This is a genomic window from Thermococcus sp. 9N3, assembly GCF_012027685.1.
Taxonomy (GTDB): Archaea; Methanobacteriota_B; Thermococci; order Thermococcales; family Thermococcaceae; genus Thermococcus; species Thermococcus nautili.
In genome coordinates this window covers 140,803-163,420 of record NZ_SNUV01000003.1, presented here as the reverse complement: position 1 = coordinate 163,420, position 22,618 = coordinate 140,803, and the positions used below count along the sequence as shown (strand labels likewise).

Annotated in this window: 27 protein-coding genes; 12 read left to right on the top strand and 15 right to left on the bottom strand. The window is 56.6% G+C overall.

Going from position 1 to position 22,618, the window contains the following annotated elements:
• Positions 1–3: 3 nt before the first annotated feature.
• The 3 genes from E3E30_RS10555 to cgi121 all read right to left on the bottom strand — a co-directional run bounded on the left by E3E30_RS10555 (position 4) and on the right by cgi121 (position 1,951).
• A complete protein-coding gene (locus E3E30_RS10555; RefSeq protein ID WP_167729522.1) occupies positions 4–267 on the bottom strand; it encodes a TMEM165/GDT1 family protein in 264 nt (87 codons plus the stop codon).
• Positions 268–276: 9 nt separating this feature from the next.
• Positions 277–1,455: a pyridoxal phosphate-dependent aminotransferase gene (locus tag E3E30_RS10550; RefSeq protein ID WP_167729521.1), complete on the bottom strand. Its 1,179-nt coding sequence runs from the start codon at positions 1,453–1,455 to the stop codon at positions 277–279.
• A gap of 88 nt (positions 1,456–1,543) precedes the next feature.
• A complete protein-coding gene (gene cgi121 / locus E3E30_RS10545) occupies positions 1,544–1,951 on the bottom strand; it encodes a KEOPS complex subunit Cgi121 (RefSeq protein ID WP_167729520.1) in 408 nt (135 codons plus the stop codon).
• A 159-nt stretch (positions 1,952–2,110) separates the two neighbouring features.
• On the opposite strand from cgi121, the gene E3E30_RS10540 reads away from it, so the two are divergent.
• From E3E30_RS10540 to E3E30_RS10525, 4 genes are all read left to right on the top strand, one after another.
• Positions 2,111–2,302: a ribbon-helix-helix domain-containing protein gene (locus tag E3E30_RS10540; protein ID WP_042691673.1), complete on the top strand. Its 192-nt coding sequence runs from the start codon at positions 2,111–2,113 to the stop codon at positions 2,300–2,302.
• 66 nt (positions 2,303–2,368) lie between these two features.
• Positions 2,369–3,604: a cell division protein FtsZ gene (gene ftsZ, locus E3E30_RS10535; RefSeq protein ID WP_042691675.1), complete on the top strand. Its 1,236-nt coding sequence runs from the start codon at positions 2,369–2,371 to the stop codon at positions 3,602–3,604.
• A gap of 27 nt (positions 3,605–3,631) precedes the next feature.
• Positions 3,632–4,402: a ParA family protein gene (locus tag E3E30_RS10530; protein ID WP_042691678.1), complete on the top strand. Its 771-nt coding sequence runs from the start codon at positions 3,632–3,634 to the stop codon at positions 4,400–4,402.
• Positions 4,389–4,715 (top strand): CopG family transcriptional regulator, encoded by a 327-nt coding sequence (locus tag E3E30_RS10525; protein ID WP_167729519.1) that lies wholly within the window; start codon positions 4,389–4,391, stop codon positions 4,713–4,715. The genes E3E30_RS10530 and E3E30_RS10525 overlap by 14 nt, the downstream gene beginning before the upstream one ends.
• Before the next feature lie 57 nt (positions 4,716–4,772).
• Here the strand turns inward: E3E30_RS10525 and E3E30_RS10520 are convergent, their stop codons facing one another.
• From E3E30_RS10520 to E3E30_RS10495, 6 genes are read right to left on the bottom strand one after another with little or no spacing between them, the layout of a single operon-like run.
• Positions 4,773–5,225, bottom strand: a complete 453-nt coding sequence (locus E3E30_RS10520; protein ID WP_099212148.1) for an adenylyltransferase/cytidyltransferase family protein — start codon at positions 5,223–5,225, stop codon at positions 4,773–4,775.
• A gap of 1 nt (position 5,226) precedes the next feature.
• The gene (locus tag E3E30_RS10515) at positions 5,227–5,745 is read right to left on the bottom strand and encodes an RNA-binding protein (protein ID WP_167729518.1); all 519 of its coding nucleotides are present in this window, start codon (positions 5,743–5,745) and stop codon (positions 5,227–5,229) included.
• A complete protein-coding gene (pyrF, locus tag E3E30_RS10510; RefSeq protein ID WP_167729517.1) occupies positions 5,736–6,377 on the bottom strand; it encodes an orotidine-5'-phosphate decarboxylase in 642 nt (213 codons plus the stop codon). The genes E3E30_RS10515 and pyrF overlap by 10 nt, the downstream gene beginning before the upstream one ends.
• Before the next feature lie 4 nt (positions 6,378–6,381).
• Positions 6,382–6,975 carry a DUF4443 domain-containing protein gene (locus tag E3E30_RS10505; protein ID WP_167729575.1) on the bottom strand — a complete coding sequence of 198 codons (594 nt, stop codon included), beginning with the start codon at positions 6,973–6,975 and terminating at the stop codon, positions 6,382–6,384.
• 46 nt (positions 6,976–7,021) lie between these two features.
• The gene (locus E3E30_RS10500; RefSeq protein WP_167729516.1) at positions 7,022–8,170 is read right to left on the bottom strand and encodes an inositol-3-phosphate synthase; all 1,149 of its coding nucleotides are present in this window, start codon (positions 8,168–8,170) and stop codon (positions 7,022–7,024) included.
• A 43-nt stretch (positions 8,171–8,213) separates the two neighbouring features.
• Complete coding sequence (locus E3E30_RS10495; RefSeq protein ID WP_167729574.1) at positions 8,214–9,512, bottom strand: bifunctional L-myo-inositol-1-phosphate cytidylyltransferase/CDP-L-myo-inositol myo-inositolphosphotransferase; 1,299 nt, start codon at positions 9,510–9,512, stop codon at positions 8,214–8,216.
• Between the two features lie 92 nt (positions 9,513–9,604).
• Here E3E30_RS10495 and E3E30_RS10490 point away from each other — a divergent pair, with 92 nt between their 5' ends.
• Complete coding sequence (locus tag E3E30_RS10490; protein ID WP_167729573.1) at positions 9,605–10,279, top strand: TIGR00289 family protein; 675 nt, start codon at positions 9,605–9,607, stop codon at positions 10,277–10,279.
• Between the two features lie 2 nt (positions 10,280–10,281).
• Here E3E30_RS10490 and E3E30_RS10485 read toward each other — a convergent pair whose 3' ends face one another.
• Positions 10,282–12,789 (bottom strand): hypothetical protein, encoded by a 2,508-nt coding sequence (locus tag E3E30_RS10485; protein WP_167729515.1) that lies wholly within the window; start codon positions 12,787–12,789, stop codon positions 10,282–10,284.
• A 155-nt stretch (positions 12,790–12,944) separates the two neighbouring features.
• Here E3E30_RS10485 and E3E30_RS10480 point away from each other — a divergent pair, with 155 nt between their 5' ends.
• Positions 12,945–13,706: an ABC transporter ATP-binding protein gene (locus E3E30_RS10480; RefSeq protein ID WP_099212168.1), complete on the top strand. Its 762-nt coding sequence runs from the start codon at positions 12,945–12,947 to the stop codon at positions 13,704–13,706.
• The gene (locus E3E30_RS10475; RefSeq protein ID WP_167729514.1) at positions 13,706–15,160 is read left to right on the top strand and encodes a hypothetical protein; all 1,455 of its coding nucleotides are present in this window, start codon (positions 13,706–13,708) and stop codon (positions 15,158–15,160) included. Before E3E30_RS10480 ends, E3E30_RS10475 begins: the two co-directional genes overlap by 1 nt.
• Here E3E30_RS10475 and E3E30_RS10470 read toward each other — a convergent pair.
• The 3 genes from E3E30_RS10470 to E3E30_RS10460 all read right to left on the bottom strand — a co-directional run bounded on the left by E3E30_RS10470 (position 15,150) and on the right by E3E30_RS10460 (position 16,933).
• Entirely contained in the window at positions 15,150–15,506 is a 357-nt protein-coding gene (locus tag E3E30_RS10470) for an Mth938-like domain-containing protein (RefSeq protein WP_167729572.1), read from the bottom strand. The genes E3E30_RS10475 and E3E30_RS10470 overlap by 11 nt on opposite strands.
• Before the next feature lie 5 nt (positions 15,507–15,511).
• Positions 15,512–16,024: an NUDIX hydrolase gene (locus E3E30_RS10465; protein WP_167729513.1), complete on the bottom strand. Its 513-nt coding sequence runs from the start codon at positions 16,022–16,024 to the stop codon at positions 15,512–15,514.
• A 78-nt stretch (positions 16,025–16,102) separates the two neighbouring features.
• Positions 16,103–16,933 (bottom strand): carbohydrate kinase, encoded by an 831-nt coding sequence (locus tag E3E30_RS10460; protein WP_346765919.1) that lies wholly within the window; start codon positions 16,931–16,933, stop codon positions 16,103–16,105.
• Positions 16,934–17,051: 118 nt separating this feature from the next.
• Here E3E30_RS10460 and E3E30_RS10455 point away from each other — a divergent pair, with 118 nt between their 5' ends.
• From E3E30_RS10455 to E3E30_RS10445, 3 genes are read left to right on the top strand one after another with little or no spacing between them, the layout of a single operon-like run.
• Positions 17,052–17,375: a Gar1/Naf1 family protein gene (locus tag E3E30_RS10455; RefSeq protein ID WP_042691722.1), complete on the top strand. Its 324-nt coding sequence runs from the start codon at positions 17,052–17,054 to the stop codon at positions 17,373–17,375.
• A 5-nt stretch (positions 17,376–17,380) separates the two neighbouring features.
• On the top strand, positions 17,381–18,292 hold the full coding sequence (locus E3E30_RS10450) for a transcription initiation factor IIB (RefSeq protein WP_042693272.1): 912 nt from the start codon (positions 17,381–17,383) through the stop codon (positions 18,290–18,292).
• A gap of 2 nt (positions 18,293–18,294) precedes the next feature.
• Positions 18,295–18,783 carry a metallophosphoesterase gene (locus E3E30_RS10445; RefSeq protein WP_167729570.1) on the top strand — a complete coding sequence of 163 codons (489 nt, stop codon included), beginning with the start codon at positions 18,295–18,297 and terminating at the stop codon, positions 18,781–18,783.
• 26 nt (positions 18,784–18,809) lie between these two features.
• Here the strand turns inward: E3E30_RS10445 and hpkB are convergent, their stop codons facing one another.
• The gene (hpkB, locus tag E3E30_RS10440) at positions 18,810–19,013 is read right to left on the bottom strand and encodes an archaeal histone HpkB (protein WP_011251239.1); all 204 of its coding nucleotides are present in this window, start codon (positions 19,011–19,013) and stop codon (positions 18,810–18,812) included.
• Between the two features lie 352 nt (positions 19,014–19,365).
• Here hpkB and rbcL point away from each other — a divergent pair, with 352 nt between their 5' ends.
• Both rbcL and E3E30_RS10430 read left to right on the top strand, forming a co-directional pair.
• Positions 19,366–20,700, top strand: coding sequence for a type III ribulose-bisphosphate carboxylase (rbcL, locus tag E3E30_RS10435; RefSeq protein ID WP_167729512.1), 1,335 nt, complete (start codon positions 19,366–19,368; stop codon positions 20,698–20,700).
• Positions 20,701–20,796: 96 nt separating this feature from the next.
• A complete protein-coding gene (locus tag E3E30_RS10430; RefSeq protein WP_167729511.1) occupies positions 20,797–21,375 on the top strand; it encodes a thymidine kinase in 579 nt (192 codons plus the stop codon).
• Here E3E30_RS10430 and thrC read toward each other — a convergent pair.
• Positions 21,355–22,533 carry a threonine synthase gene (thrC, locus tag E3E30_RS10425; protein WP_167729569.1) on the bottom strand — a complete coding sequence of 393 codons (1,179 nt, stop codon included), beginning with the start codon at positions 22,531–22,533 and terminating at the stop codon, positions 21,355–21,357. The two genes, E3E30_RS10430 and thrC, sit on opposite strands and share 21 nt — an antisense overlap.
• Positions 22,534–22,618: the final 85 nt, after the last annotated feature.

Here is a 22,618-nt window from a genome sequence, read left to right as displayed (position 1 = left end):
CCCCTAGAGCTTTCCAAGCAGCATAAGGACGCCGAAGACTATGAAGAGCACCCCGGCGCCTTTGTGTATCAGTTCCATCGGGAGGACGTCCCCGATGGCATCCCCCAGCAGGGCACCGATGAAATTAACGGCCGCGAGCCCGAGGATTGCACCGAGAAAAGCAGTTTTCCAGCCGTACTTGGAGGCGAAGGCTATCGTGGTCAGCTGTGTCTTGTCCCCGAGCTCGGCCAAAAAGATGACAACGAAGACGGCGATGAGATTTTCCATCGAACCACCTCACAGCTTGGAGAGGGCCTCCTTCATTCTCTCCATAGCTTCGATGAGCTTGTCCTTCTCGGTCGCGTAGCTTATCCTGACCCATCCCTCGCCCTGCTTTCCGAACGCCGTTCCCGGAATGACCACGACGCGCGCGTTGTCGAGGAGCCAGTCCGCGAAGTCCTCGCTCGTCATATCGAGCTCGGGGTCAATCTTGACCCATATGTAGAACGCTCCCTTGGGCTTGAAGGGCTGCAGGTGGGGCATGTCGTTGAGGTACTTGAGGACGAGCTTCCTCCTCTCGTCGTAGACCTGCCTCATCCTCTCAACGGCTTCCCAGCTCCTCTTGTCGCGGAGTGCAGTTATGCCTGCAATCTGGACGAAGGACGTAACGTTACCGACGACGTAGGCATGGAGCTTAATCATATCCCTGATGACCTGCTTAGGGGCTATGGCGAAGCCGAGGCGCCAGCCGGTCATGGCGAAGGTCTTCGAGAAGGAGTTAGCCAGAATCGTGTTGTCAGGGGCGTATTTAATCATCGGGTAGTGCTTCGCTCCCTCGTAGAGGAAGTGCTCATAGGGCTCGTCGCTGAGGATGTAGATGTTGTAATCCTGGGCTATGTCGGCTATGGCCTTGACGACGGACTTCTTCATAACGGCTCCGGTCGGGTTGTTGGGGTAGTTGATGACAATCATCCTCGTCCTCTTCGTTATCGCCTCGACGAGTTCATCAGGGTTGAGGCGGAACTTGTGCTCCTCGCGGAGGGGAATCCTGATGATTCCGGCCTCGGCTATCTTGGCGTCCTCCACGTAGCAAACGAAGGCCGGGTCCGGGATGATAACGTCATCGCCCTGCTCAAGGATGCTCTGAAAGGCGAGGTAGGTAGCCTCGTAAGCGCCAGCGGTGACGAGGATGTTGTCAATATCAACATCAACCTTGTAGAAGTCCTCGTAGTACTCCGCTATGGCCTCCCTAAACTCGGGAATACCGGCGTTGGGCGTGTAGTGCGTGTAGCCCTCGTCGAGGGCCCTCTTCGCGGCGTCCTTAATCACCTCGGGCGTGTCGAAATCGGGCTCGCCGATTCCGAGGGAGATAACGTTTTCCATCTTCGAGGCCTTCTCGAAGAGCTCCCTAATCTTCGAGCGCTGGATTATGTTTATCCTTCCGGCGAGGAAGTATTTTCTCTTCTTGTAGCGCATTCCTCATCCCCCCGGGCACTGCGGGGGTGTGAAAGGGGCGGTATATAAATCTATCCTTAACTGAACGTTGAAAAAAGGCCGGTTTTACCTACAAAACTTCGACGAGAGCCGATTTTTCAAAAAAAGTTTTCGCGATTTCATCGGGACAGTCATCGAGGGGGAGCTCCTCCAGCCCCAGTTCCTCAAGAATCCTCCTCGCGTCATCCTCACTCCCAAAGACCACCAGGAAGTTCTCACCAGGCTTTGCACCTACCTGTTTGATTGCGTCCTTAATCTGGAGCGTTCCGGCGAGGCGGAGGAGCAGTTCTCCACCAAGGGTCTTCGCGTGGTTGGTTCCCCGCTCAAATACCCTCAGAGCGAGTATCGATGCGAAGGCAACGGCCTTCCAACAGTCAGTATTGACCAGCTGAACGTTTCCCCCAAGGTAAGGGATGACCTCCTCAACGTTTCGAACCGAGACCCTCGCAATGAAGACCCCATCCGTTACGCGAATCACTTCTGAACCACCGTCTTTTCGTTTAGACCACTACCTTAAAAGGGTTTTTCAAAAAACTTTTGAAAAAGATAATATGGAAATATTAACACAGAAGCACAAAGTATTTAACTAATTAATCACTACCTATCCCAGCGGCTCAATGGACGTGGTGGTGCAGGAATGAGCAGGATGAGAATCATAAGTGTCCAACTTCCGCAGGGCCTCATAAACGCTATGGACCAGCTTGTTAAGAAGGGTGTCTATCCCAACAGAAGTGAAATCATCCGAGAGGCCATTCGCGAGCTTCTAAAAAAGGAACTGTACCGCCTGGAGACCGAAAACCGCTCAACGCCTGACTACATTATAAAATAAGCCGCTTGAATAAGGCCTAAAATAAGGAATAAAATCAGCTCACACTCAACGCTGGGGGTTGGGGCGATGGTGTTTAAACTGCTTGAGCAGGCGGGAATAAAGATAGACCTCGACGACGAGCCAAAGAAGCCAAGGATGGAAGAGAGCCTCATGGAGGATGACGACGACCTGATAAAGATTGTCATTGTTGGTGTTGGTGGCTCCGGTAACAACACCATAACGCGCCTGTACGAGCTCGGCGTCCAGGGGGCGGAGCTCATAGCGATGAACACCGACGCGCAGGCGCTGAAGCACGCGAAGGCCCATAAAAAACTCCTCCTCGGTAAGGAGATAACGCAGGGTAAGGGCTCTGGTGGAGACCCCGAGATAGGCTACCGCGCGGCCGAGGCGAGCGCCCACGAGATTGCCGAGACCATCGGCGACGCCGACCTCGTCTTCATAACCGCCGGAATGGGCAACGGAACCGGAACCGGTGCGGCACCTGTTGTGGCGAGGGTCATCAAGGAGCGCGCCAGGCACAACGGTAGGTTTAGGGAGCCCCTTGTCGTGAGCGTTGTAACGTTCCCGTTCAAGAACGAGGGCAAGCTGAGGATTGAGAAGGCCAAGGCGGGAATAAAGGCGCTCCTCTACTACTCGGACACCGTTGTGATAATCGAGAACGACAAGCTCCTCCAGCTCGTTCCGAAGCTCCCAATAAACGCGGCCTTCCGCTTCGCCGACGAGATAATAGCCAGGATGGTCAAGGGCATAACCGAGACGATTAAGCTCCCGTCGATGGTAAACATCGACTTCGCGGACGTTTACAGCGTCATGAAGAATGGTGGAGCGGCTTTGATTGGAATAGGCGAGAGCGATTCAAGCAACAGGGCCGTTGATGCCGTCAAGAACGCCCTCCAGAACAAGCTCCTCGACGTCGAGTACGGAAGCGGTGAGAAGGCCCTCGTCCACTTCACTGTCGGCCCGGACGTCAGCCTTGGCGAGATTAACGAGGCAATGAACATCGTCTACGAGAAGCTCGGCGAGAAGAGCGAAATCAAGTGGGGAGCAAGGATTGACGAGGATATGGGCAAGATGGTCAGGGCCATGGTGATAATGACCGGCGTCAAGAGCCCACACATTCTTGGAGGCGAAACGGCACTCCAGCTCGCACCAAAGGAGTCCCTCCTGCCCGCAAAGCCCAAGAAGACCTTTGAGTCCTTTGAGGACAAGCTCTACAAGACCATAGCCAGGAGGGAGGAACCGAAGGGCGGGCTTCCACCCTACGTGAGCAGGGTCCTTGACGACTTCGAGGACCTTTCCTGACTCTTTTAACTCATTCGGGTGAAAACCATGGCAGTGGTAATCAGCGTTGCCAATCAGAAGGGGGGAGTCGGGAAGACAACCCTGACGATGAACCTCGGCTACGCACTGGCCGATATGGGAAAACGCGTCCTGCTCGTTGATGTTGACCCGCAGTTCAACCTGACCTTTGGTTTAATCGGAATGAGGGTTCTCGACTATGCCGAAAGGCACGTCGGAACGCTGATGACGAGGGAGAGCGAAATTGATGAGAGCCTGATAAGCGTCCGGGAGAACCTCGACCTCATTCCGAGCCACCTAAACCTCTCGGCCAAGGAAATCGAGATAATCAACGCCTACAACCGCGAGAGGAGGCTTGAAAAGGCCCTACTGCCGGTTCTGCCGGACTACGACTACGTTCTAATAGACAACCCGCCGAGCATGGGAATCTTCCTCGTCAACTCGCTCACTGCTTCCGACTACGTGCTCATCCCGCTCGAGCTCAGCTACTTCGGTGTCATAGGAATGCAGCTCATGTTCAATCTCATGAGGATGATTCGCGAGGAGACCAACGAGAATCTCAAACTGCTGGGACTGGTTCCCAACAAGTTCACCAAGCAGACCAAGGTTCCGAAGCTCCGCCTCAAGGAGCTCAAGGAGACCTACCCGGACGCGCCGATACTCACGACGATTCCAAAGGCGATAGCCCTTGAGAAGGCCCAGAGTGAGGGTAAGAGCATATTCGAGTTCGACGGCAAGAGTCGCGCCGCGAAGGCCTTCCTAAAGCTCGCGAAAGAGGTGGTTGAGATTGCCGAGGGATAAAATTCCAAAGCTCTTTGACGGCTCGATAGACGAGCTCACGAAGCCGACGAAGCCGAAGCCCAAGAAAAAGCCCGACCTGAAGAAGGAGAAGATGCAGAAGACCCTCTACGTCAGCAGGGACATGAACATGAAGCTCATCCAGCTCTACGCCGAGGAAGGGAGAAGGCAGAGCGCCATCGTTGAAGATGCTGTCAACCTCTACTACTACCTCCGCCTTGCCCTCGGGGAGAAGAAGTTCGAGGAGCTTTTAAGCGCCGTGAAGAGGGAGGACCCCGAGTTCCTTCGCGATTACATCTCAAAACTGAGACCCTGAACTCAGGGCCCCACCCCGGGTGAGGTCAAATCAGGGCGAATAAAATAAGCCGTCAAATCATTCGCAGAACTCCTCGACTATTCTCCTTATTATCTTGCTCGTCTTCGCCCGGTCGCTCTTGTAGAGGTAGGGAACTCGTATTACCTCAGCGTTTATGCCGTGCTTCCTCAGCTCCTCCTTGAGCTTCTCGCAGTTGAAGTTCTGGTCGGGACCGATTGCTATCACGTCCGGGTTTATGCGCTTCACGAGCTCGAAGTCTATCCCGCCGGGCGAGCCGATGTAAACCTCGTCCACGTATTTTATCGCCCTCAGCAGTTCAGCCCTGTCCTCGGCCGGGTTTATCGGGTTCCTCCGCTTGTTCCTCCTAACGGTCTCATCGTGGGCTACTATGACTATAAGCTCATCGCCCAGCTCTTTCGCCTGCTTTAAAAAGTGTATATGCCCGACGTGGAGGATGTCAAAGACTCCACCGGCTAAAACGCGGATTCTCCGGCCTTTAGATTCCCCCATCTCATCCCACCGTGACGTTCCAGATTTTATCCTTGGCGTGATGGATGTTCTTCACTGCCTTTCCCTTGGGCTTCTCCTTCATCGCCTTACCGCTCATGAGGGCTATGCCTATCGCGAGTGGCCTTCCGTACTGCTCTTCAACCACGAAGACGAAGTCGCCTTCCCTGATGTTCTCATCGGCGTCAACTATGCCCGCGGCCATGACATCAGCGCCGTTGATGATGTATGGAACCGCCCCCTCGTCAACGACAACGCGCCTCGGCCACTTCCTCAAGTCCTCCTCGTTGGACAGCTCGTAGAGCGCTATGACGAGCGGGAAAATCAGGCCCTTTCTCCGTATGAAGAAGGGCTTTCCGTTGACGAGAAGGATTTCTGTGGTCTTGTCGAACTCAGCTACTTCAACGCGGTCCTTCTTGCTCAGCATCTTCTCGGCTATCTCCACGCCGAAAATCTCGGCCATCTCGCGGATTATGGCCTTTACCTCCTTCTTGCTGAGGGGGTGCTTGACCTTCAGCTCCACGCTTTCACCTCCTCGTAAATCTGTCTCGCGCTCTCCCTCGGGTTATAGCTCGCGTAAATCGAACGGCCCACGATGATGTAGTCGGCACCGGCCTTTAAAACCTCGCCCGCCTTTCCACCCTGCGCCCCGACTCCGGGGGTTAGGATTTTGATTCCAAGCTTGAGCCTCGAGCGGATGTAATTGACACGCTCGGGCCTCGTGGCCGGCGCTATGACACCGAAGGGCTCGAGCCGGTTGGCGAGCTCTATTAACCTATCCGTCACGGGCTGTATGAACTCCCTCGCCCCCGGATGGCTCATCTCGACGACGATTATCGTCTTCCCGAGCTCCATAACCGCCTCAACGCTGTCGCTCCCGACGAAGCCGTGCGCTATGATGTAATCCGCCCCCGCTTCGAAAACCTTCCCCGCTATCAGCCGGTTGGTGTTGGGAATGTCCGCGAGCTTGAGGTCGGCTATGACCGGAAGACCGGTCTCCTCCTTGAGTTCGGGGATTATGTCCAGCCCGGAACCGATGATGAGGGGCCAGTTCACCTTAATCGCCCAGAGGTAGTCCGCCGTTTCGCGGGCTATCTCAAGGGCCCTCTCGCGCTCGTAGACGTCAAGGGCAAGGATAAGCCTGCTCTCGGCCATCGACTCACCTCACGAGGGACTTTATCTCATCGGGAACGTCCTTGAGGAAAACCGCCACGTGATAGGCGCTCTTCATGGCGTCGGCCGGGTTCTCGGCCCAGGTAACGACGACCATGTCTCCATCATCAGGCCCAAGAACGGAGAGCTTCTCCGCCAGCTCAGGCATGGTCTCCCGCAGGGGCCTGCCGTCCTCCGGAAAAACTACCTCCCCGTTTTTAACGACGAGAATCATCGCACCCTTGGCGAAGAACCTTATTGCCTCATCGCGAAGCTCGATGCTCTTGAACTCAGGAGGGTTCCTGACGATTAGGGCGTAGGCCGGAAAGCCCTCAACCCTTCCAACCGCGTGAACCTCCGAAAAGGCCCGCGAAAGCCTCTCAACGAGCTCCCTGCCTTTCCCACTGAGGACGTGGCCCCTCTGGGAGGACTCTATGAGTTCCATCCTCGAGAGTTTTCTCAAAAGCGTCCTAACGCTCCCCTCGCCGAGGTCAAGGAGCTCTGAAATCGTCTTCCTCCCGACGGGATTCTTCATCAGGAACAGAACCGCAACCGCGTCTTCAATCGTGAACTCAGGATACGCTCCCCTCTTCCAGCTCATTCTCACCCACCGAGAAAAGTAGGAAAAGGGAGTTAAAAGCTTGCCGTCAGAGCCACTTGGGCTGGAGTCCGGCCCACATGCGCATCTTCTCGTGGGCAATGATGCGCGGGATGTTGTGCATCTCCTTCGGTCCCGGGTTCTTCATGTAGAAGGCGTTGACCTCGTAAACCGTTCCGAAGGCCTTCTTCTCGACCGCTATCTTTCCGAGCCTGACGAGGTCGACGAGCAGACCAGCGAGGGCCGGGCTGTCGTTTATCCTTCCAGTTATGACGAGCTCGTCGTGGGCGCCGTTGAATGAGACGTATTCGATGTGCATCGCTATGAACTTCTTGTCGCCGAGGGGCTCAAGGAAGCCGGTCGGCTTGATGTAGTGCGGGGCGTCGTAGCCGAGGAGGTCTTTGACGATGGAGCTCTTGGTGAACTCCTTGCTCTTGTTGCGCTCCTTGTCGGTGAGAGCCAGGAAGTCCTGGTTTCCGCCGATGTTGAACTGAGCGATGTCGAGGACGTAGCGGTTCCTCTGGGCGAGGTGCGCGAGGACGTCGGCCGTCAGCGGGGTGGCGCCGGTGGCTCCGTCGTCGCCGAAGATGACGAGGTTGCTCTCCTTCGCGAGCTCGACGAAGGCCGGGTCGTTGGCGATGAGGGTTGGAATCGCGTTAACGAAGGCCGCACCGCCGACTTCCTTTGCGTACTTGGCGGCCGCGTAGGCGTAGACCTGGGTAGCTGTGAGCCTGTCCTTCCTGTCCTCGGCGATGGCCTTCTCAAGCTCCTCCTTGTTCTCGAAGGGAACGAAGGCCTCGGTGGTGCAGACGTTGACGAAAACCTCTGCCTTGAGCTCCTTCCACTCGTTGACGAGGTGCTCAACGGCTTCGCTGAGGGTCATCTCGTCGTCGAGACCGGTAGCCTCGAGCGGGAGGTTCCTGAGGCTTCCGAGGTGGACACCCTTCCTGACGGTGATTCCCTTGAGGCTCTCCGGGGCCTCCGGGTCGTAGGCCTTGACTACCTCGTGGAGGTCCTTGCCAACCTTGGCCTTGTCAACGTCGTATGAACCGACGATTTCGATGTCCTTAATCTTAATCGGGAGCTCGTCCGCCAGCGGAACGCCGTAGGGCTCGAGCTTTCCTGCCTTTATCTTCTCAAGACCGCTCGCGAATATGCTTGCAACGTAACCCTGGCCGAGTATAACAACCCTGACCATTTCACCCACCTCCTTTTCGTTGTTCTCAAATATTTTACAGTGGTTAAATAGTTTTTGGTCGCGAAACCTTTCTGGATATGAGGTAAACCGTCGCCCCGACGCGGAGGTTCGTCAGGACTGCGAGGAGCGCGAAGAGCGCCCTGACGGCGAGACCTGAAGGAACGAGCAGGAAGGACATCGTCAGGAAGACCCTCTCGTCCCTCTTCCCGGGGAGCTTTCTGAGTGCCGGGACTTCCCGGTAGGCGTCCCTGCAGAAGGCCCCCTTAAAGCGCTCGGTCGAGTAGCTCACCATGACCGAGCCGAGCAGAGCCAGGAGCGCGACCAGATACCAGAGGGGTTCTTTCAGAGCCGAGTAAGCAAGGAGCGCGAGGAAAGAGCCGTCAACGTAGCGGTCGAGGATGGAATCCACGTAGCCACCGAGCCTGCTCGTCCTCAGCTGGGCCCTCGCGAGCTCGCCGTCAACGCCGTCGAGAATTGAGCTCAGCTGGTAGAGGATTCCGGCCAAGGGCAGGCTGACGAGCGTTAGGAAGGCCGAGAGCACGCCGAGGACGAAGGTGACGACCGTCATCTGGTTTGGAGTGACCCTCTCAACGAGGAGATAGCTGATTCTCGTCGAGATTTTTCTGTTGAGGTGTCGGCTGATGAACCCGTCGCCGGTTCCCTTAACTGCCGTGAAGACGAGCATCTTTCGGGCCCTCTTGAGCTCCTCCGGCGTGTCCACGTCGGTCCAGCCGAAGCCGTCAACGAAGGTAACCGGAAGCCCAGCGCGCTCGACAACCTCGCTGAGGGAGTAGTCACCGTTCTTCTCGTTTTCAAGCCCCTCCGTTACCCTGAAAATCTCGTCGTCGAGGACGAAGAAGCCCGTATCCACGGCATCCCAGTCTTTAAGGCCCTTTCCGATTCGCTCGACCCTGCCGTCCTTCACCTTAACCTTCGTCGCCTCGTCAACGTCAATCCACCCCGGCCTTCGGTCCGCTATGAGGCCGTTTCCCTTTATGGCCTCCGCAACGAAGGCCTCGCTGTAGACGTGGTCGCTCATGACAAGGACGAAACGCCCGGAGAGGTGGCCCTTGGCGAGGTGGAGCGAGTGACCGTTGCCCTTCTCGGGCTCGGGGTTTATCACGAGCTCGGCGTTGAAGCCGTTCCTCTCAACGAACTCGCGGTAAAGGGGGGCGTACCGCTCGTTGGTGACGATTAGGAAGCGCTCAACGCCGTTCCTCTGGAGGAGGTGCATCGTTCGGTACAGAATCTCCCTTCCGGCAACCCTGACGAGGCCCTTTGGTCTTCCGCCCATCCTCGTCCCAAGGCCGGCCGCGAGAATCACTGCAGTTTTTGGAGTCATCGGCATCACCTTTTTAAGGCCCTCGAAGAGGCCCCATCAAGAGAACCGAGATTAAATTAACCGCAGGTAATTTAAAGCTTTCGGTGGTGGAAATGCGCGTGGCGGTCCTTTACTCAGGGGGCAAGGACTCGAACTACGCCCTCTACTGGGCGCTGGAGCAGGGGTTTGAAGTCAAGTACCTCGTCTCGATGGTGAGCGAGAGGGAAGACAGCTACATGTACCACGTGCCGAACATTCACCTCACGGAACTGCAGGCGAGGGCGATAGGGATTCCGCTCGTCAAGGGCTTCACGAGTGGCGAGAAGGAGAAGGAAGTTGAGGACATGAAGGCCGTCCTCGAGGGGCTTAGAATTGACGGCGTCGTTGCCGGCGCTCTGGCCAGCGAGTACCAGAAGCAGAGGGTTGACAGGGTCGCGAAGGAGCTCGGCCTTGAGAGCTTCGCGCCGGCCTGGCACAGGGACCCCGTTGACTACATGCGCGAGCTGATTGGAATCTTCGACATCGTAATGGTCGGAGTTTCGGCCTACGGACTGGACGAGCGCTGGCTCGGGCGGAGGATTGACGAGAAAGCTTTGGAGGAGCTTGTGAAGCTCCACGAGAGGTACAAAATCCACGTGGCCGGAGAGGGCGGTGAGTTCGAAACCTTCGTCCGCGACGCGCCGTTCTTCAAGGCTCGCATAGTGTTTGATGAAGTCGAGAAGAAGTGGAACGAGTGCAACTATTCGGGAGTGCTTGAGGTCAAGAGGGCGCACCTTGAGAAAAAGTAAAGTCAGGGCTTCACCCTGACCCAGAACCACGCCTTTGAGCAACCGCCCGAAACGCCGCAGCTCGGGAACTCGAGGCTCCACTCCTTGGTCGGAATCGCCGAGTCCGGCTCCCAGTCGAAGTAGTCGTCGTCGAAGAGGAGCGTTATGGAAACCTGCCCCATCGGGTCGTCGTCGTTGCCCCAGTTTCCGGCATCCTCTTCCCAGCCGTCGTATTCGAGGTAGAGGAACGGCACGTCCGCCCTCGTGTGGCCGATAATCAGAATCTGGGGTCTCGTGGTGAACCTGTTGCCCGAGAGCACTCCGGACTTTGGATACCTGTTGACGGGCTGAACCGGCGCCATTCCCGTAGTCCTCTCGGCCGTTATATCGGGAACGTCCACTTCCTCCTGCTTGAAGGAGATGAACCCGCTCGCGTAGAGGTAGTACTCGTCGTCGCCGAGCTCCGTGTCCTTCGTGAACTGAACGGTGTCGAGGTAAGCCTGAAGGGTGTTGTAGCGGAGCGTCCTCGGGACTTCCACGGTTTGGACGAGGTAGGTAACCCTCATGTTGCCGTCCGTTGACCAGACCTCAATGAGAACCCCGTCGCTGTAATCGGCCCTCGCGTCTATTGTGTAGCCGGAGTAGCCAACCATGTCAGGTTCGGTTCCGAAAGCGGCCAGAATCCTTGAGCCGTAGAACTCGCTCGCGCTTTCTCCGGTAACGAGCTGGTTGATGAACATGACCCCGTTGTAGCCGTACTTCATCGCGGTTCCAATTTCGCCGGTGGCGAGGCCTAAAGCAGTATCAACGAGGAAGCCGACGCCCATCGTGACGTACTTTCCGGGGCTGTCGATGTCCCAGCCAGCTGTGTGGACGTAGATTTTCCGGTATTCCCTAACCTCGTCAAGGGGCATCGCGAAAATCGGGTAGCCGTTGATGAAGGGGTAACCCACGCTTATAGCCCTTTCATCATGGTATAAAAGCCGGCTGTGGTCGTCCGCCTCGACCCAACGCTTTGCTGGATAGCCGACGGCGTAAATCGGCCCGTACTTCCAGTTCAGGTCGTTCTCGTGCTCCCAGTAAACAGGGAAGGCCCACGAGACGAGCTGAATCTCGCCCTCCGCGCTGTCCTTGTTGCCCTTTATGTAGACGTCCTCGACGACGATGACGAGGTAGCGGTCGACGTCTTTATCTATGCTGAGCCCGTTGGTGGCGTTCACCCACAGGTTGCTATGGGACGGGAAGCGGGGCTTCATCGAGGGAGCATAGACCTGACCCGCGAACCAGAGGCGGAAGTAGCGCCAGGGGACGAGGGAGAAGAAGTTCTCGATGGTGAACTCGACGACGTGCCGGTCGTTTTCGATGTAGGTTTTAACCTCCCCCTCGCGGTAGACGCTTCCGTGCGCGTCCCTTAACTTAAAGGAGTCCTCGTCTACGTAGGCAATCCAGTCGGCCTCGCCGTTGTCGGTGCTGTCGAAGAAGACCTTCATCGGCATCATGTCGCGGTACTTGCGGTCGTCAAGATAGAGCCTTATCATCAGGTCGTAGCCCCTCGCCTCCATGTAGAGCTTCCCTTCCTCCGTAAAGAAGCTGGCCGGCGAGTAGTAGTCAATCCAGCCCTTCCCTGCCTCGATTACGAAGCTCCCGGTGTAGGGATAGACGAGGCTCGGGCTCTTGTCGGCCATCGTGCTCCCGTAGATTCTGAGGTAAACCCTGTCGGGGAAAATTTCCGAGAAGTTCTCAACGGTGAAGCTAACGCGCCTCCCGTCGAGCTGGACGTTTCCAGTCTGCACTTCAACCGGCCCCTCGCCTGTCAGCTCGTAGAGCCTGAAGCCCGTTGAATATAGGTGGAGCTCCCAGATTCTCCCGAACTCGTCGCCTTCATCAAAGCGGAGAACCGTCGGCTGGTAGGTGTACTTCCTGCCCGAGAGGTCTATGAAAACCGGGATGTGAACGTAGGCGTTGGCCAGGCTCTCGTTCTCGAAGGTTATCGTGAACTTAACGCTCCTTCCGGGGTCGGTCGAGGACGTTAGGAGCGAGACCCGCTCTATAACCTTCCCGTTCGGCTCGAAAGCGTCGCTCCAGATTGGCCCGGCGTATGTGAAGTTGGCGGTGAGCCTGTAAACCGGGATTACAACCGGTTCGAGCGTGACGTTGAGAAGTCCTATCGAAAAGCCCGGCCCGGTTCCGTTCCCGTTGGTCTCACCGGCCTCGCAACCGGAATCGGGGTCCGAGCTTTCATCGCAGAGAACCTCCCCGTCCTCGTCGTACTGAAGGCTCGCGTTCGATGAGGGCGTCTCGGTTTGGGTTCCGGTTTGCGTTTCCGTCGCGGTTGAAGTCTGGGTTTCCGTTGTAGTGCCTGTCGGAGAATCGGTCTCAGAGTGCGCTCCGACATCTTCAGAAGATGAGCTTCCGGTATCGCTTCCACCTGTTCCGGTCGGAACACCGATGCCGTTCCCGCCGAGACAACCGCCAACCAGCACTAACCCTGTCAGAAGAAGGAGGAGCAAAACCCGTGAGAATTTTCTCATATACACACCTCCAACCCAAACCTCGGCAAGAAAAGAAAGCCACACAGGTTTGGACTGTAGGTAGTAGGCACTCATTCTATTTAGGGCTTTTCATGAATGTCTCTTCACACAGAAAAGTTATTAAAGGAAGTGCAGAATTTACCCCGGGTGGTGGTGTGATAGAGGTTGAGAACCTCGTCAAGCGCTTCGGCGGGAAGGTTGCGCTCAAGGGAATCTCCTTCACCGTCCGCGACGGCGAAATCTACGGCCTCTTGGGCCCAAACGGGAGCGGTAAGAGCACCACGATGAGGATTCTGGCCGGGATTATTCCCCCGAGCGAAGGAAAAGTCCTGGTCGAGGGGATAAACGTCGCCGAGAACCCGATTGAGGTGAAGAAAATAACCGGCTACATACCAGAGACGCCGGTTCTCTACGAGAGCCTGACCCCGATGGAGTTCTTCTCCTTCGTGGGGAGCATAAGGGGAATTCCAAAGGGGGAGCTTGAGGAGCGCGTTGAAAGGCTTGTCAAGGCCTTCGGAATCGAGGAATACCTCGGCGAGCTGATAGGAACGCTCAGCTTCGGAACCCAGCAGAAGGTTTCGATAATAGCCGGTTTGCTCCACGACCCAAAGGCCCTAATCCTCGACGAGGCCATCAACGGCCTCGACCCCAAGAGCGCGCGCATAATGAAGGAGCTCCTCAACGGCTTCAAGGAGGAGGGAAAGAGCATCGTCTTTTCGACACACATACTCGCCGTTGCTGAGGCGTTGTGCGACAGGATTGGCATAATCTACAACGGCGAGCTGATAGCCGAGGGAACTCCCGAGGAACTCAAGCGCTTCGCCCACGAGGAGAGCCTTGAGGACGTCTTCCTCAAGCTGACCGAGAGCCAGGAGGAGGTAAGCTCCCTCGTCAGGGCCCTAAGGGAGGCCTTCTGATGGAGTGGGAGATAGTAAACGTCCTCTACCGGGAGATGACCTATAAACGGCTGAAGGCAAATCCCCAGCTCTCGACGGACTGGAACAAGTTCATCAAGGCCTTCAAGCGGAGCGGGAGCCTTAAAAAGGCGTTGCTGAGCCAGTCAATCCTCTTCGGAATCTTCGGCCTCATGCTCTTTCCGGGCGTCTACTACGTCAAAGACCCCTCAGGCTCGGCGGTAATCTACGCGAGCTACTGCCTGCTCCCGCTGATAATGGCCCTCTACGGAACGGCCGTTACGGCCCAGTACGCGATTTCGCTCGGCCTCTTTGAGCCTCTACTCTCGCTCCCGGTTCGCGTCGGCGGGAAGTACCTCAGCGTAATGCTTTTGATTACACAGCTCCCGTCGGTTCTCTTCCTCCTCCCCCCAGCGGTGGCCTTATCCCTCAAGCTCGGGCCCGTTGCTGGAGTCCTCGGCTTCGCTTGGGCGTTAATGGGCGCCATGCTCGGCCACACCCTCGGTCTGCTCATCTACGACCGCTTTGGAAAGGCCTCCGGCGGGAAGTTCTCCGGCCTCAAAACGGCCTTCAAGGCATTTGGAATACTCCTCGTGATGTCGCTTTTCTACGGCCTGAACTACCTCCAGCGCTACGTTGCAAGCCACTACGAAACGCTTAAGGGCGTTTTCGAGAAGTATTCCATGGCATATCCCTTCTCGGTAGCGACCGTCGAGAAACCCCTCCTCTCGCTCGGCCTTCTGGCCGTTTACGGCCTCGTGATTGGAGCGGTCTACGTTTCAACGGTTAGAAGGCTCTGGCGGAGGATAAGCGAGGGAACGGCAACCGAGAGGAGAGGCGGTAAGGCGAGGCTCTCGCTCCACAGCCCGGCCTTGGCGCTGGCGCTCAAGGACTTCAAGATAGCAACGAGGAACACGTCCCTCCTAACGGGCCTGCTGATGCCCGTCGTGGTCATCATCCCATCCCTCGCCGGTGCGTTGAAGTCGGGAAGCGAGAACGCGGTGCTTGGCTTCGTTTTGGCGATTGGTTGGACTTCAGCGATAGCGATAGACGCCGTTTTGAAGATAGACGGCAGGGCATTTGAAGTCCTTCACTCGCTCCCGCTGAGCCTCAGGACGTTTCTGAGGGGCAAGCTCGTGACGATGACCGCCGTTCCGGTAACTGCGGGCCTGCTGGCGGTTCTGGGGCTCTCGCTCAGGAACCCAGGCTCACTGAAGGTCCTTCCCCTCGCGCTCCTCCTGCCGGTTTCAACGGCGGGAACGACGCTGACAATCTTTTACTGGGGAATCAGGGAGGTGGCACTACCCCAGACAACGTGGAAAAAGATGCTCCTCGCCCTGTTCGCAAACGGGCTGATAATTGGAGCTACAGCGGGGCTGTGGTACGTTGAGTGGTTCCTCTCGCTCCCCTTCGTGCTCCTCGTCGATGCGCTGTTGCTCTGGTACCTCAGCAGGTGACGTGGAAGATTCCAAGGACTCTTTTCTTTTCGTTGAGCTCGTTGAATAGCTCCACCGCTTTCCCGGTGGGGAGCTCATAGACTTCCTTGTCCTTCACCAGCTCCTTGCTCTCGGGGAGTAGCGAGAGGTAACCGTAGTAGCCGGTGCCGACGATTAGAACCTCGAAGTCCTCAGTAAGGTACTCCCTGAGCTCGTCGGGGTCAAGTTTGTGGCTCGTTCCGTGTTTGTTTTTGCTCAGCCACTTCTTTCTCTTTTCAACCCTTCCGCTCGGGTAAACCACGATGTCGTGCTCGTAGGTTCTTCCGTCAACCACTATCCTCCCGAAGGAGGGGTATTCGAGCTTCATGGCACTCACCAGCAGTCCTTTGGGTGCAGTGCGTCCCTCAAAATCTTCGCGTGGTCAAAGGCCAGCGGAAGCTTCTCAACCTCATCAATCGGAACAACCTCGACTTCCTTCGCATCGTCGCCGGCTTTAAGTTCCCCTTCGCCGATGCAGAGAAAGGCAACCGAAACGGTGTGTCCCCTCGGGTCTCTGCCCGGGTCAGAGTAAACGCCCACCAGTCTGAGTATTCTGACGTCCAGGCCGGTCTCTTCCTTCATCTCCCTCTTCAGGGCCTCTTCAACGGTCTCGCCGTACTCGACGAAACCGCCGGGAAGGGCGTAGAAGTCCTTGAAGGGTTCGTGCTTCCGCTTTATGAGAACGACACCGCCCCGATAGAGTATGACGCCATCAACTGTCAAACCAATGCACCGGTGGAGCTCGGCCTTGAAACCGTGTTTTTCTGCGAGGGCTTTAACTTCCTCCCGGAATTCGCTTATATCAGCCCCCTTCGGGGCTTTAACGAGCAGAACGTAACGGTCCATCTTTTTCACCTCAGGGAAGTCCCTTCTCATCAGCGTTCAGCGTGCTGACGTTTCATCATCGGTCTGTTGGAGTTATGTTTAATCACTTAAAGCCTCAACGGTTACACCCCTTGCGAGCTCGCTCACCTCGTTGAGGCTGAAATCCACGGAGCGATACCGGAGGAACAGCGCCGTGAAGGCGACAGCCCGCTTTAGGGACTGGATGAAGGGACACTCCAGGTAAAAACCGGTGAAAGCTCCGAGAAAGACGTCTCCCGCGCCCGTTGATTCGCCGACGTCAACTTTCAGCGGAACGAAGCGGTATGGCCTTCCGTGGAGGTAAGCCTTTCCAGGGTTAGGACCGTCCGAGAGGAGGAGAACCCCAACAGAGCCTGGGTCAATGTTTACGTGGGGAAACTCCGCGACGTCGGCGTGCAGGATGCCGACTCCGCGAAGGAACGACCCGTCGCGCTCGATGAGCCTCACTGGGCCCTTCTCAGGGGAGCGTATGAACCCCTGAAGGTCGGCCGAGACGAGCCCTGCCCGGTTTAATGCTTCCCTCACGATGTCCTCTGGAATCTCGTTGGCAACGGGGTTGAGGATTATCGCGTCGTACTTCTGGGCCGGGAATTCAGTAATGGGGGAGGCGCGCGAAATCAGCCTTAGCTCCCGCCTGTTGGAGTCAAGGTAAGTCAGCTCGTAGGACGTTGTTTCATCGGAGGGCAGGACTGTCAGTTTGCCCAGGGAGCGGAGCTCGTCAATCCACTCCTCCGGGAGCTGAGAAAAGCTCGTGAGAATCTCAACATCGCAGAAGCGCGAAAGTGCCAGGGCAGAGTAGTAGGCTCCGCCGCCGAGTCTCTCTTCGATTTTCGAACCGCGCCTTATTACATCCCTGACGACGTGGCCGACGACGAGGCACTTCATTTTCACCAGTCCCAATCTCATACTCTTTGTGAGTGGACATTAAAAACCTTTCCTAAATTACCGAAAGGCTTTTAAGGGGAAAAAGCGAAAAGTTTAAAAGGAGATGTCGTTTTGGGGTGGGGCTATGAAGCGCTTAGGAAAGGTTTCTCACTACGCAAAGCAGGGCTTCCTCATAGTCAGAACTAACTGGGTTCCATCGCTCAACGAGCCCGTCGTTGACAAGGATTTGAGGCCGGTAGGCATTGTTAAGGATGTTTTTGGTCCCGTTGATTACCCCTATGTTGCCGTTAAACCCCGTGTTAAGGACCCCGAGAGATACGTCGGTGCTCTTCTGTACGTGGACAAGAGGAGGAAGGATAAAAAGCCGGGTAAGAAGGCTAAAGTCAGAGGCTCTAAGGGTTCTAAGAAGCCCAAGCGTTCTCGCCCCGCCCCCAGGAGAAGGGGGTGAGAGCGATTACTCCGAAAAGGGTTTGTCCCGTGTGCGGGTCAACCGAGTTTATATACGACCCCAGGAGGGGCGAGATAGTCTGCAAGGTCTGCGGCTACGTCATCGAGGAGAACGTTGTCGATGAGGGGCCGGAATGGAGGGCCTTCGACCCGGACCAGAGGGCCAAGCGCGCGAGAACCGGCGCGCCGATGACGCTGATGATACACGACAAGGGCCTCTCGACCGATATAGACTGGCGCGACAAGGACATACACGGCAACCAGATAACGGGAATGTACAGGAGCAAGATGAGAAGGCTCCGCATGTGGCAGCGCAGAATGCGCATAAACGACGCCGCGGAAAGAAACCTCGCCTTCGCGCTGAGCGAGCTCGACAGGATGGCGGCGCAGATGCGCCTCCCGAGGCGCGTTAAGGAGGTAGCGGCTTCTCTATACAGGAAAGCCGTCATGAAGAAGCTAATCCGGGGAAGGTCGATAGAGGGCATGGTTTCCGCCGCGCTCTATGCTGCATGCAGAATGGAGGGCATTCCAAGGACCCTTGACGAGATTGCGGCGGTTTCCAAGGTTACAAAGAAGGAAATCGGGAGGAGCTACCGCTTCCTTGCAAGGGGTCTCAACCTGAACCTCCGCCCGACGAGCCCGATAGAGTACGTTGACCGCTTTGGAGACGCCCTCGGCGTCAGCTCAAGGACCAAGGAGAGGGCGAAGGAAATCCTCCGCGAGGCCATAAAGCGTGGCATAACCAGCGGAAAGGGCCCAACGGGATTAGCCGCGGCAGCGCTCTACGTTGCCTCGCTCCTTGAGGGCGAGAAGAAGACCCAGCGCGAGGTCGCCGAGGTCGCTCACGTCACCGAGGTGACCGTCAGGAACAGGTACAAGGAGCTCGTAGAAAAGCTCGGTATAAACGTGCCGATGTGACGATGATAGCGGTTTTAAGCGATACCCACGTGGGGGACAAGGCAAAGGCCCTCCCAATTCCCCTTTTGGAGAAGCTTGAGGAGATTAATCCAGAGCTCATTCTCCACGCCGGCGATGTAACGTCATCGGAGGTTCTTGAGACCCTTGAGGAGATAGCGCCCGTGATAGCGGTCCGGGGAAACGTTGACCACCTCAGTCTTCCAGAGGAGGAAACCGTTGAAGTCGAAGGAATGAGAATAGGCGTGATTCACGGGCATCAGCTTCTAAGTCTAAACGCGCAGTTTTTAAGCCTGAAGGCCCTCGACATGGAGGTTGACCTGCTCGTCTTCGGCCACACCCACCGCTTCTACTTTGACTCCTTCAGCGTCTACGGAAGAAGGGTCTACCTCCTGAACCCGGGTTCGCCGACGTTTCCACGGTGGGATGAGGCCGGCTTCGCGGTTCTGAAGCCTGGAGAAGAGCCAACCGTTAGAAGGGTTAAGCTTTGGTAAACGGAAAAGAGAACGGGAAAAGGACATCAGCTCTTGATGGCAAGCTTGATGTCCTCGGCCTTGACGGTCTTCCTGCCGGCGTGCTGGGCGAGGGCGACGGCCTTCTTGGCAATCTCGAGGGCCTTCTCCTCAAGGTGCTCGGCGAGGACCTTGGCGGCCTCCTCGCTGACGCGGGCGGCACCGGCCTTCCTTATAAGCCTGTCAACCGGGGCAATTGGAAGCTCGGCCATTCACAACACCTCCTATCTTTTATTTGCAGGTTTCTGCGTTCTATTCTAGGAGTGAAGGCATATATAAACCTTTCGGAAAAGGAGCCCTCTGGGTGGGCCTATCGGCGCGATTTCAGTTAATCGTCGAGAATTCCGAGTCCGTCGGGCCCATCACTATTTTACACGAGAATGGCAACCCAGCCGGGAAGATTGAGAGAAGGTAGGAGATTGCCCCGCAAACCCGAAAGCCGCCCGAAAATCCTTCAAAAAAGTCTTCACTTATGTAAAAAGGCGTCCATCAGTCCTCAAAATTTGCCAGTAGGGTTTTTATAGTCAGGAATGCAATAGAGTGTTTACCGAGGAGGTGTTGCAGATGGTTGAGAAGTTCGACAAGATATACGACTACTACGTGGACAAGGACTACGAGCCGAACAAGAAGAGGGACATCATAGCCGTGTTCCGCGTTACCCCCGCCGAGGGGTACACCATTGAGGCGGCCGCAGGTGCAGTCGCCGCTGAGAGCTCGACCGGAACCTGGACGACCCTTTACCCCTGGTACGAGCAGGAGCGCTGGGCCGACCTTTCAGCTAAAGCCTACGACTTCATAGACATGGGAGACGGAAGCTGGATTGTTAGGATTGCCTACCCGTTCCACGCCTTCGAGGAGTGGAATTTACCGGGCCTTCTCGCGAGCATAGCGGGCAACGTCTTCGGAATGAAGCGCGTTAAGGGCCTTCGCCTCGAGGACCTCTACATTCCAGAGATAGTCCTCAGGAACTTCAACGGACCGGCCTTCGGTATCGAGGGCGTCAGAAAAATGCTCGAGATATACGACAGACCGCTCTACGGCGTCGTCCCCAAGCCCAAGGTAGGCTACTCGCCGGAGGAGTTTGAAAAGCTTGCCTACGAGCTCCTCTCCAACGGTGCAGACTACATGAAGGACGACGAGAACCTCACGAGCCCCTGGTACAACCGCTTCGACGAGAGGGCCGAGATAATGGCTAGGATTATTGACAAAGTCGAGAACGAGACCGGCGAGAAGAAGACCTGGTTCGCCAACATTACCGCAGACATCCGCGAAATGGAGAGGCGCCTTGAGATTCTGGCAGACCTCGGGCTCAAGCACGCGATGGTTGACGTCGTCATAACCGGCTGGGGAGCACTTGAGTACATCCGCGACTTGGCGGCCGACTACGGATTGGCCATTCACGGCCACAGGGCGATGCACGCGGCCTTCACGAGGGACAAGTACCACGGCATCTCGATGTTCGTCCTGGCCAAGCTCTACAGGCTCATAGGAATTGACCAGCTCCACGTTGGAACCGCCGGCGCCGGAAAGCTCGAGGGCGGAAAATGGGACGTCATCCAGAACGCGAGGATTCTCAGGGAGGAAACCTACACCCCCGACGAGAACGACGTCTTCCACCTCGAGCAGAAGTTCTACGGCATGAAGGCAGCCTTCCCGACCAGCTCAGGTGGTCTCCACCCGGGCAACATCGAGCCGGTCATAGATGCCCTCGGAAAGGACATAGTCCTACAGCTCGGCGGTGGAACCCTAGGCCACCCAGACGGACCGGGAGCCGGAGCGAGGGCGGTGAGACAGGCCATCGACGCCATAATGCAGGGAATCCCGCTCGACGAGTACGCCAAGACCCACAAGGAGCTCGCCAGAGCCCTCGAAAAGTGGGGACACGTCACGCCGGTCTGATGACCTGTCCGGCTTCAGCTTTTCTTTTCGTCTTCCGTTCAAACTTTTCTCCAAAGGTGATTTAACGCACCTCCCCTTAGTTGCCCCGGTGGTTCCATGCATCCGGAGGGATTCCTTGAGGTCATAACCGGCCCGATGTTCGCCGGAAAGACGAGCGAGCTGATAAAGAGAATCGAGAGGCAGGCCTACGCCAAGCGGAAGGTCGCCCTCTTCAAGCCGAGCATAGACGACCGCTATTCGCGAAGCGACGTGGTTGCCCACAACGGTCTCAGGTATAGGGCCTACGTCGTCCCCACTAGCGAGGAGGGAGTTGAGAGAATAGTCGAGCTGACGAGAAAGGAGGGCTTTGATGTAATCGGGATTGATGAGGTTCAGTTCTTCCCGATGGGTATAGTCGATGCGCTCAACGAACTCGCCGACGATGGCGTTTACGTCATAGCTAGCGGTCTGAATCTCGACTTCAAGGCGGAACCGTTTCCAGTCATGAAAGAACTCCTCGTCAGAGCAGACAACATAGTTTACCTTACCGCCGTTTGCACGGTCTGCGGAAGGCCGGCGACGAGAAGTCAGAGGCTGATAGACGGAAAGCCGGCCCCACGGGACTCACCGGTAATAATGGTGGGAGGAAAGGAAAGCTACGAGGCGAGGTGCAGGCTACACCACGAAGTCCCCTGAGAGGACTTTCTCCCACGTCTTCACGTCCTTGAGGCCGTGTCCGGTCGCAACTACAACCACGGTCTCGTCTTTGTCTATTACTCCCTCCTCGCGCATTTTCTTGGCGAGTGCGAGGGCCGTTGCAGAGGACGGCTCGACGAAGATTCCCTCCCTTCCGAGGAGCATGCCCGCCTCCGCCGTCTCCCTGTTGGTAACCGTGTCGAGGTGGCCGTCGCTTTCCCTCACGGCCCTTATCACGTTCTCGCCGTCGACCGGCTTCTTGACCGCTATGGCACTCGCTATCGTCGGAACCTTCTTCTGGACCTTCTCAATCGGCTTGCCCGTCTTCCAGGCCCTCACTATCGCGTCGTAGCCCTCTATCTGGGCCCCGGCAATCCTCGGCAGGTCCTCAACGAGGCCGACTTTGTAGAACTCCTTAACTCCCTTCCAGATGGCGCGGAGGTGGGTTCCCGCTCCAATGGGAACGATAATCCAGTCAGGGACGTTGTAGCGAAGCTGGTCAAGGATTTCGAAGCCCGTCGTCTTCTGTCCCTCGACGCGGTAGTGGTAGTTGCCCGTCAGGTAGTAATCCTCCTCCATCGCCTTCCTCTCGGCCTCCGCCAAAGCTTCGTCGTAGGTCTTTCCGAAGACCTCGACCTTTGCCCCGTACATCCTCGCCTGAGTGAGCTTCTCCCCAGGAGTTCCCTCCGGGACGACGATGGTAACCTCAAGCCCGGCTTTGGCGCCGTAGGCTGAAACGCTCGCCGCCATGTTGCCGGTTGAGGCCACTATAACCTTCCTCGCGTGGAATTCCAGGGCCTTGGTTATCTCGACGCTCGAACCCCTGTCCTTGAAGGCTCCCGTTGGGTTCTCGCCCTCGTACTTCACGTAGAGCTTTCCAAAACCTAGCTTCTCCTCAAGGCGTTTGAGCCTGTAAAGCCTCGTTCCGCCCTCGTTGAGCGTGACGATTCTCTTGAGGTTCGAAACCGGAAGGAACATCCAGTACTTCCACACGTGCGGACTTTCTCTGAACCAGGGGTCGTCGTCCTCGATTAGGTTCGCTATGTCGTAGTGGTAGGTAACGTCCAGCGGGGCGCCGCACTTTGGGCATTTGTAGAGCCCGGAAGCGAGCGGGTATTCGGCACCGCAGTGGGTACAAACTAGCTTGGCCTCGAACATCTCAACCACCTGGGTTTACATAGGTGAAGGTGGGTTTTTAAATTCAGCTTTTAAACCGAAAAAGGTTTAAAGGCCATTTTCTAAC

Excerpts from the sequence above, each read along its gene's own strand:
- E3E30_RS10475 (WP_167729514.1), top strand. The coding sequence starts at position 13,706 with ATGGAGTGGGAGATAGTAAACGTCCTCTACCGGGAGATGACCTATAAA.
- E3E30_RS10495 (WP_167729574.1), bottom strand. The coding sequence starts at position 9,512 with ATGACTCCAAAAACTGCAGTGATTCTCGCGGCCGGCCTTGGGACGAGG.
- thrC (WP_167729569.1), bottom strand. The coding sequence starts at position 22,533 with ATGTTCGAGGCCAAGCTAGTTTGTACCCACTGCGGTGCCGAATACCCG.
- rbcL (WP_167729512.1), top strand. The coding sequence starts at position 19,366 with ATGGTTGAGAAGTTCGACAAGATATACGACTACTACGTGGACAAGGAC.
- E3E30_RS10520 (WP_099212148.1), bottom strand. The coding sequence starts at position 5,225 with ATGGGGGAATCTAAAGGCCGGAGAATCCGCGTTTTAGCCGGTGGAGTC.
- ftsZ (WP_042691675.1), top strand. The coding sequence starts at position 2,369 with ATGGTGTTTAAACTGCTTGAGCAGGCGGGAATAAAGATAGACCTCGAC.
- E3E30_RS10465 (WP_167729513.1), bottom strand. The coding sequence starts at position 16,024 with ATGGACCGTTACGTTCTGCTCGTTAAAGCCCCGAAGGGGGCTGATATA.
- E3E30_RS10490 (WP_167729573.1), top strand. The coding sequence starts at position 9,605 with ATGCGCGTGGCGGTCCTTTACTCAGGGGGCAAGGACTCGAACTACGCC.
- E3E30_RS10505 (WP_167729575.1), bottom strand. The coding sequence starts at position 6,975 with ATGAGCTGGAAGAGGGGAGCGTATCCTGAGTTCACGATTGAAGACGCG.
- E3E30_RS10555 (WP_167729522.1), bottom strand. The coding sequence starts at position 267 with ATGGAAAATCTCATCGCCGTCTTCGTTGTCATCTTTTTGGCCGAGCTC.
- E3E30_RS10430 (WP_167729511.1), top strand. The coding sequence starts at position 20,797 with ATGCATCCGGAGGGATTCCTTGAGGTCATAACCGGCCCGATGTTCGCC.
- E3E30_RS10445 (WP_167729570.1), top strand. The coding sequence starts at position 18,295 with ATGATAGCGGTTTTAAGCGATACCCACGTGGGGGACAAGGCAAAGGCC.
- E3E30_RS10500 (WP_167729516.1), bottom strand. The coding sequence starts at position 8,170 with ATGGTCAGGGTTGTTATACTCGGCCAGGGTTACGTTGCAAGCATATTC.
- E3E30_RS10485 (WP_167729515.1), bottom strand. The coding sequence starts at position 12,789 with ATGAGAAAATTCTCACGGGTTTTGCTCCTCCTTCTTCTGACAGGGTTA.
- E3E30_RS10550 (WP_167729521.1), bottom strand. The coding sequence starts at position 1,455 with ATGCGCTACAAGAAGAGAAAATACTTCCTCGCCGGAAGGATAAACATA.
- E3E30_RS10530 (WP_042691678.1), top strand. The coding sequence starts at position 3,632 with ATGGCAGTGGTAATCAGCGTTGCCAATCAGAAGGGGGGAGTCGGGAAG.
- E3E30_RS10470 (WP_167729572.1), bottom strand. The coding sequence starts at position 15,506 with ATGAAGCTCGAATACCCCTCCTTCGGGAGGATAGTGGTTGACGGAAGA.
- E3E30_RS10540 (WP_042691673.1), top strand. The coding sequence starts at position 2,111 with ATGAGCAGGATGAGAATCATAAGTGTCCAACTTCCGCAGGGCCTCATA.
- pyrF (WP_167729517.1), bottom strand. The coding sequence starts at position 6,377 with ATGGCCGAGAGCAGGCTTATCCTTGCCCTTGACGTCTACGAGCGCGAG.
- hpkB (WP_011251239.1), bottom strand. The coding sequence starts at position 19,013 with ATGGCCGAGCTTCCAATTGCCCCGGTTGACAGGCTTATAAGGAAGGCC.
- E3E30_RS10455 (WP_042691722.1), top strand. The coding sequence starts at position 17,052 with ATGAAGCGCTTAGGAAAGGTTTCTCACTACGCAAAGCAGGGCTTCCTC.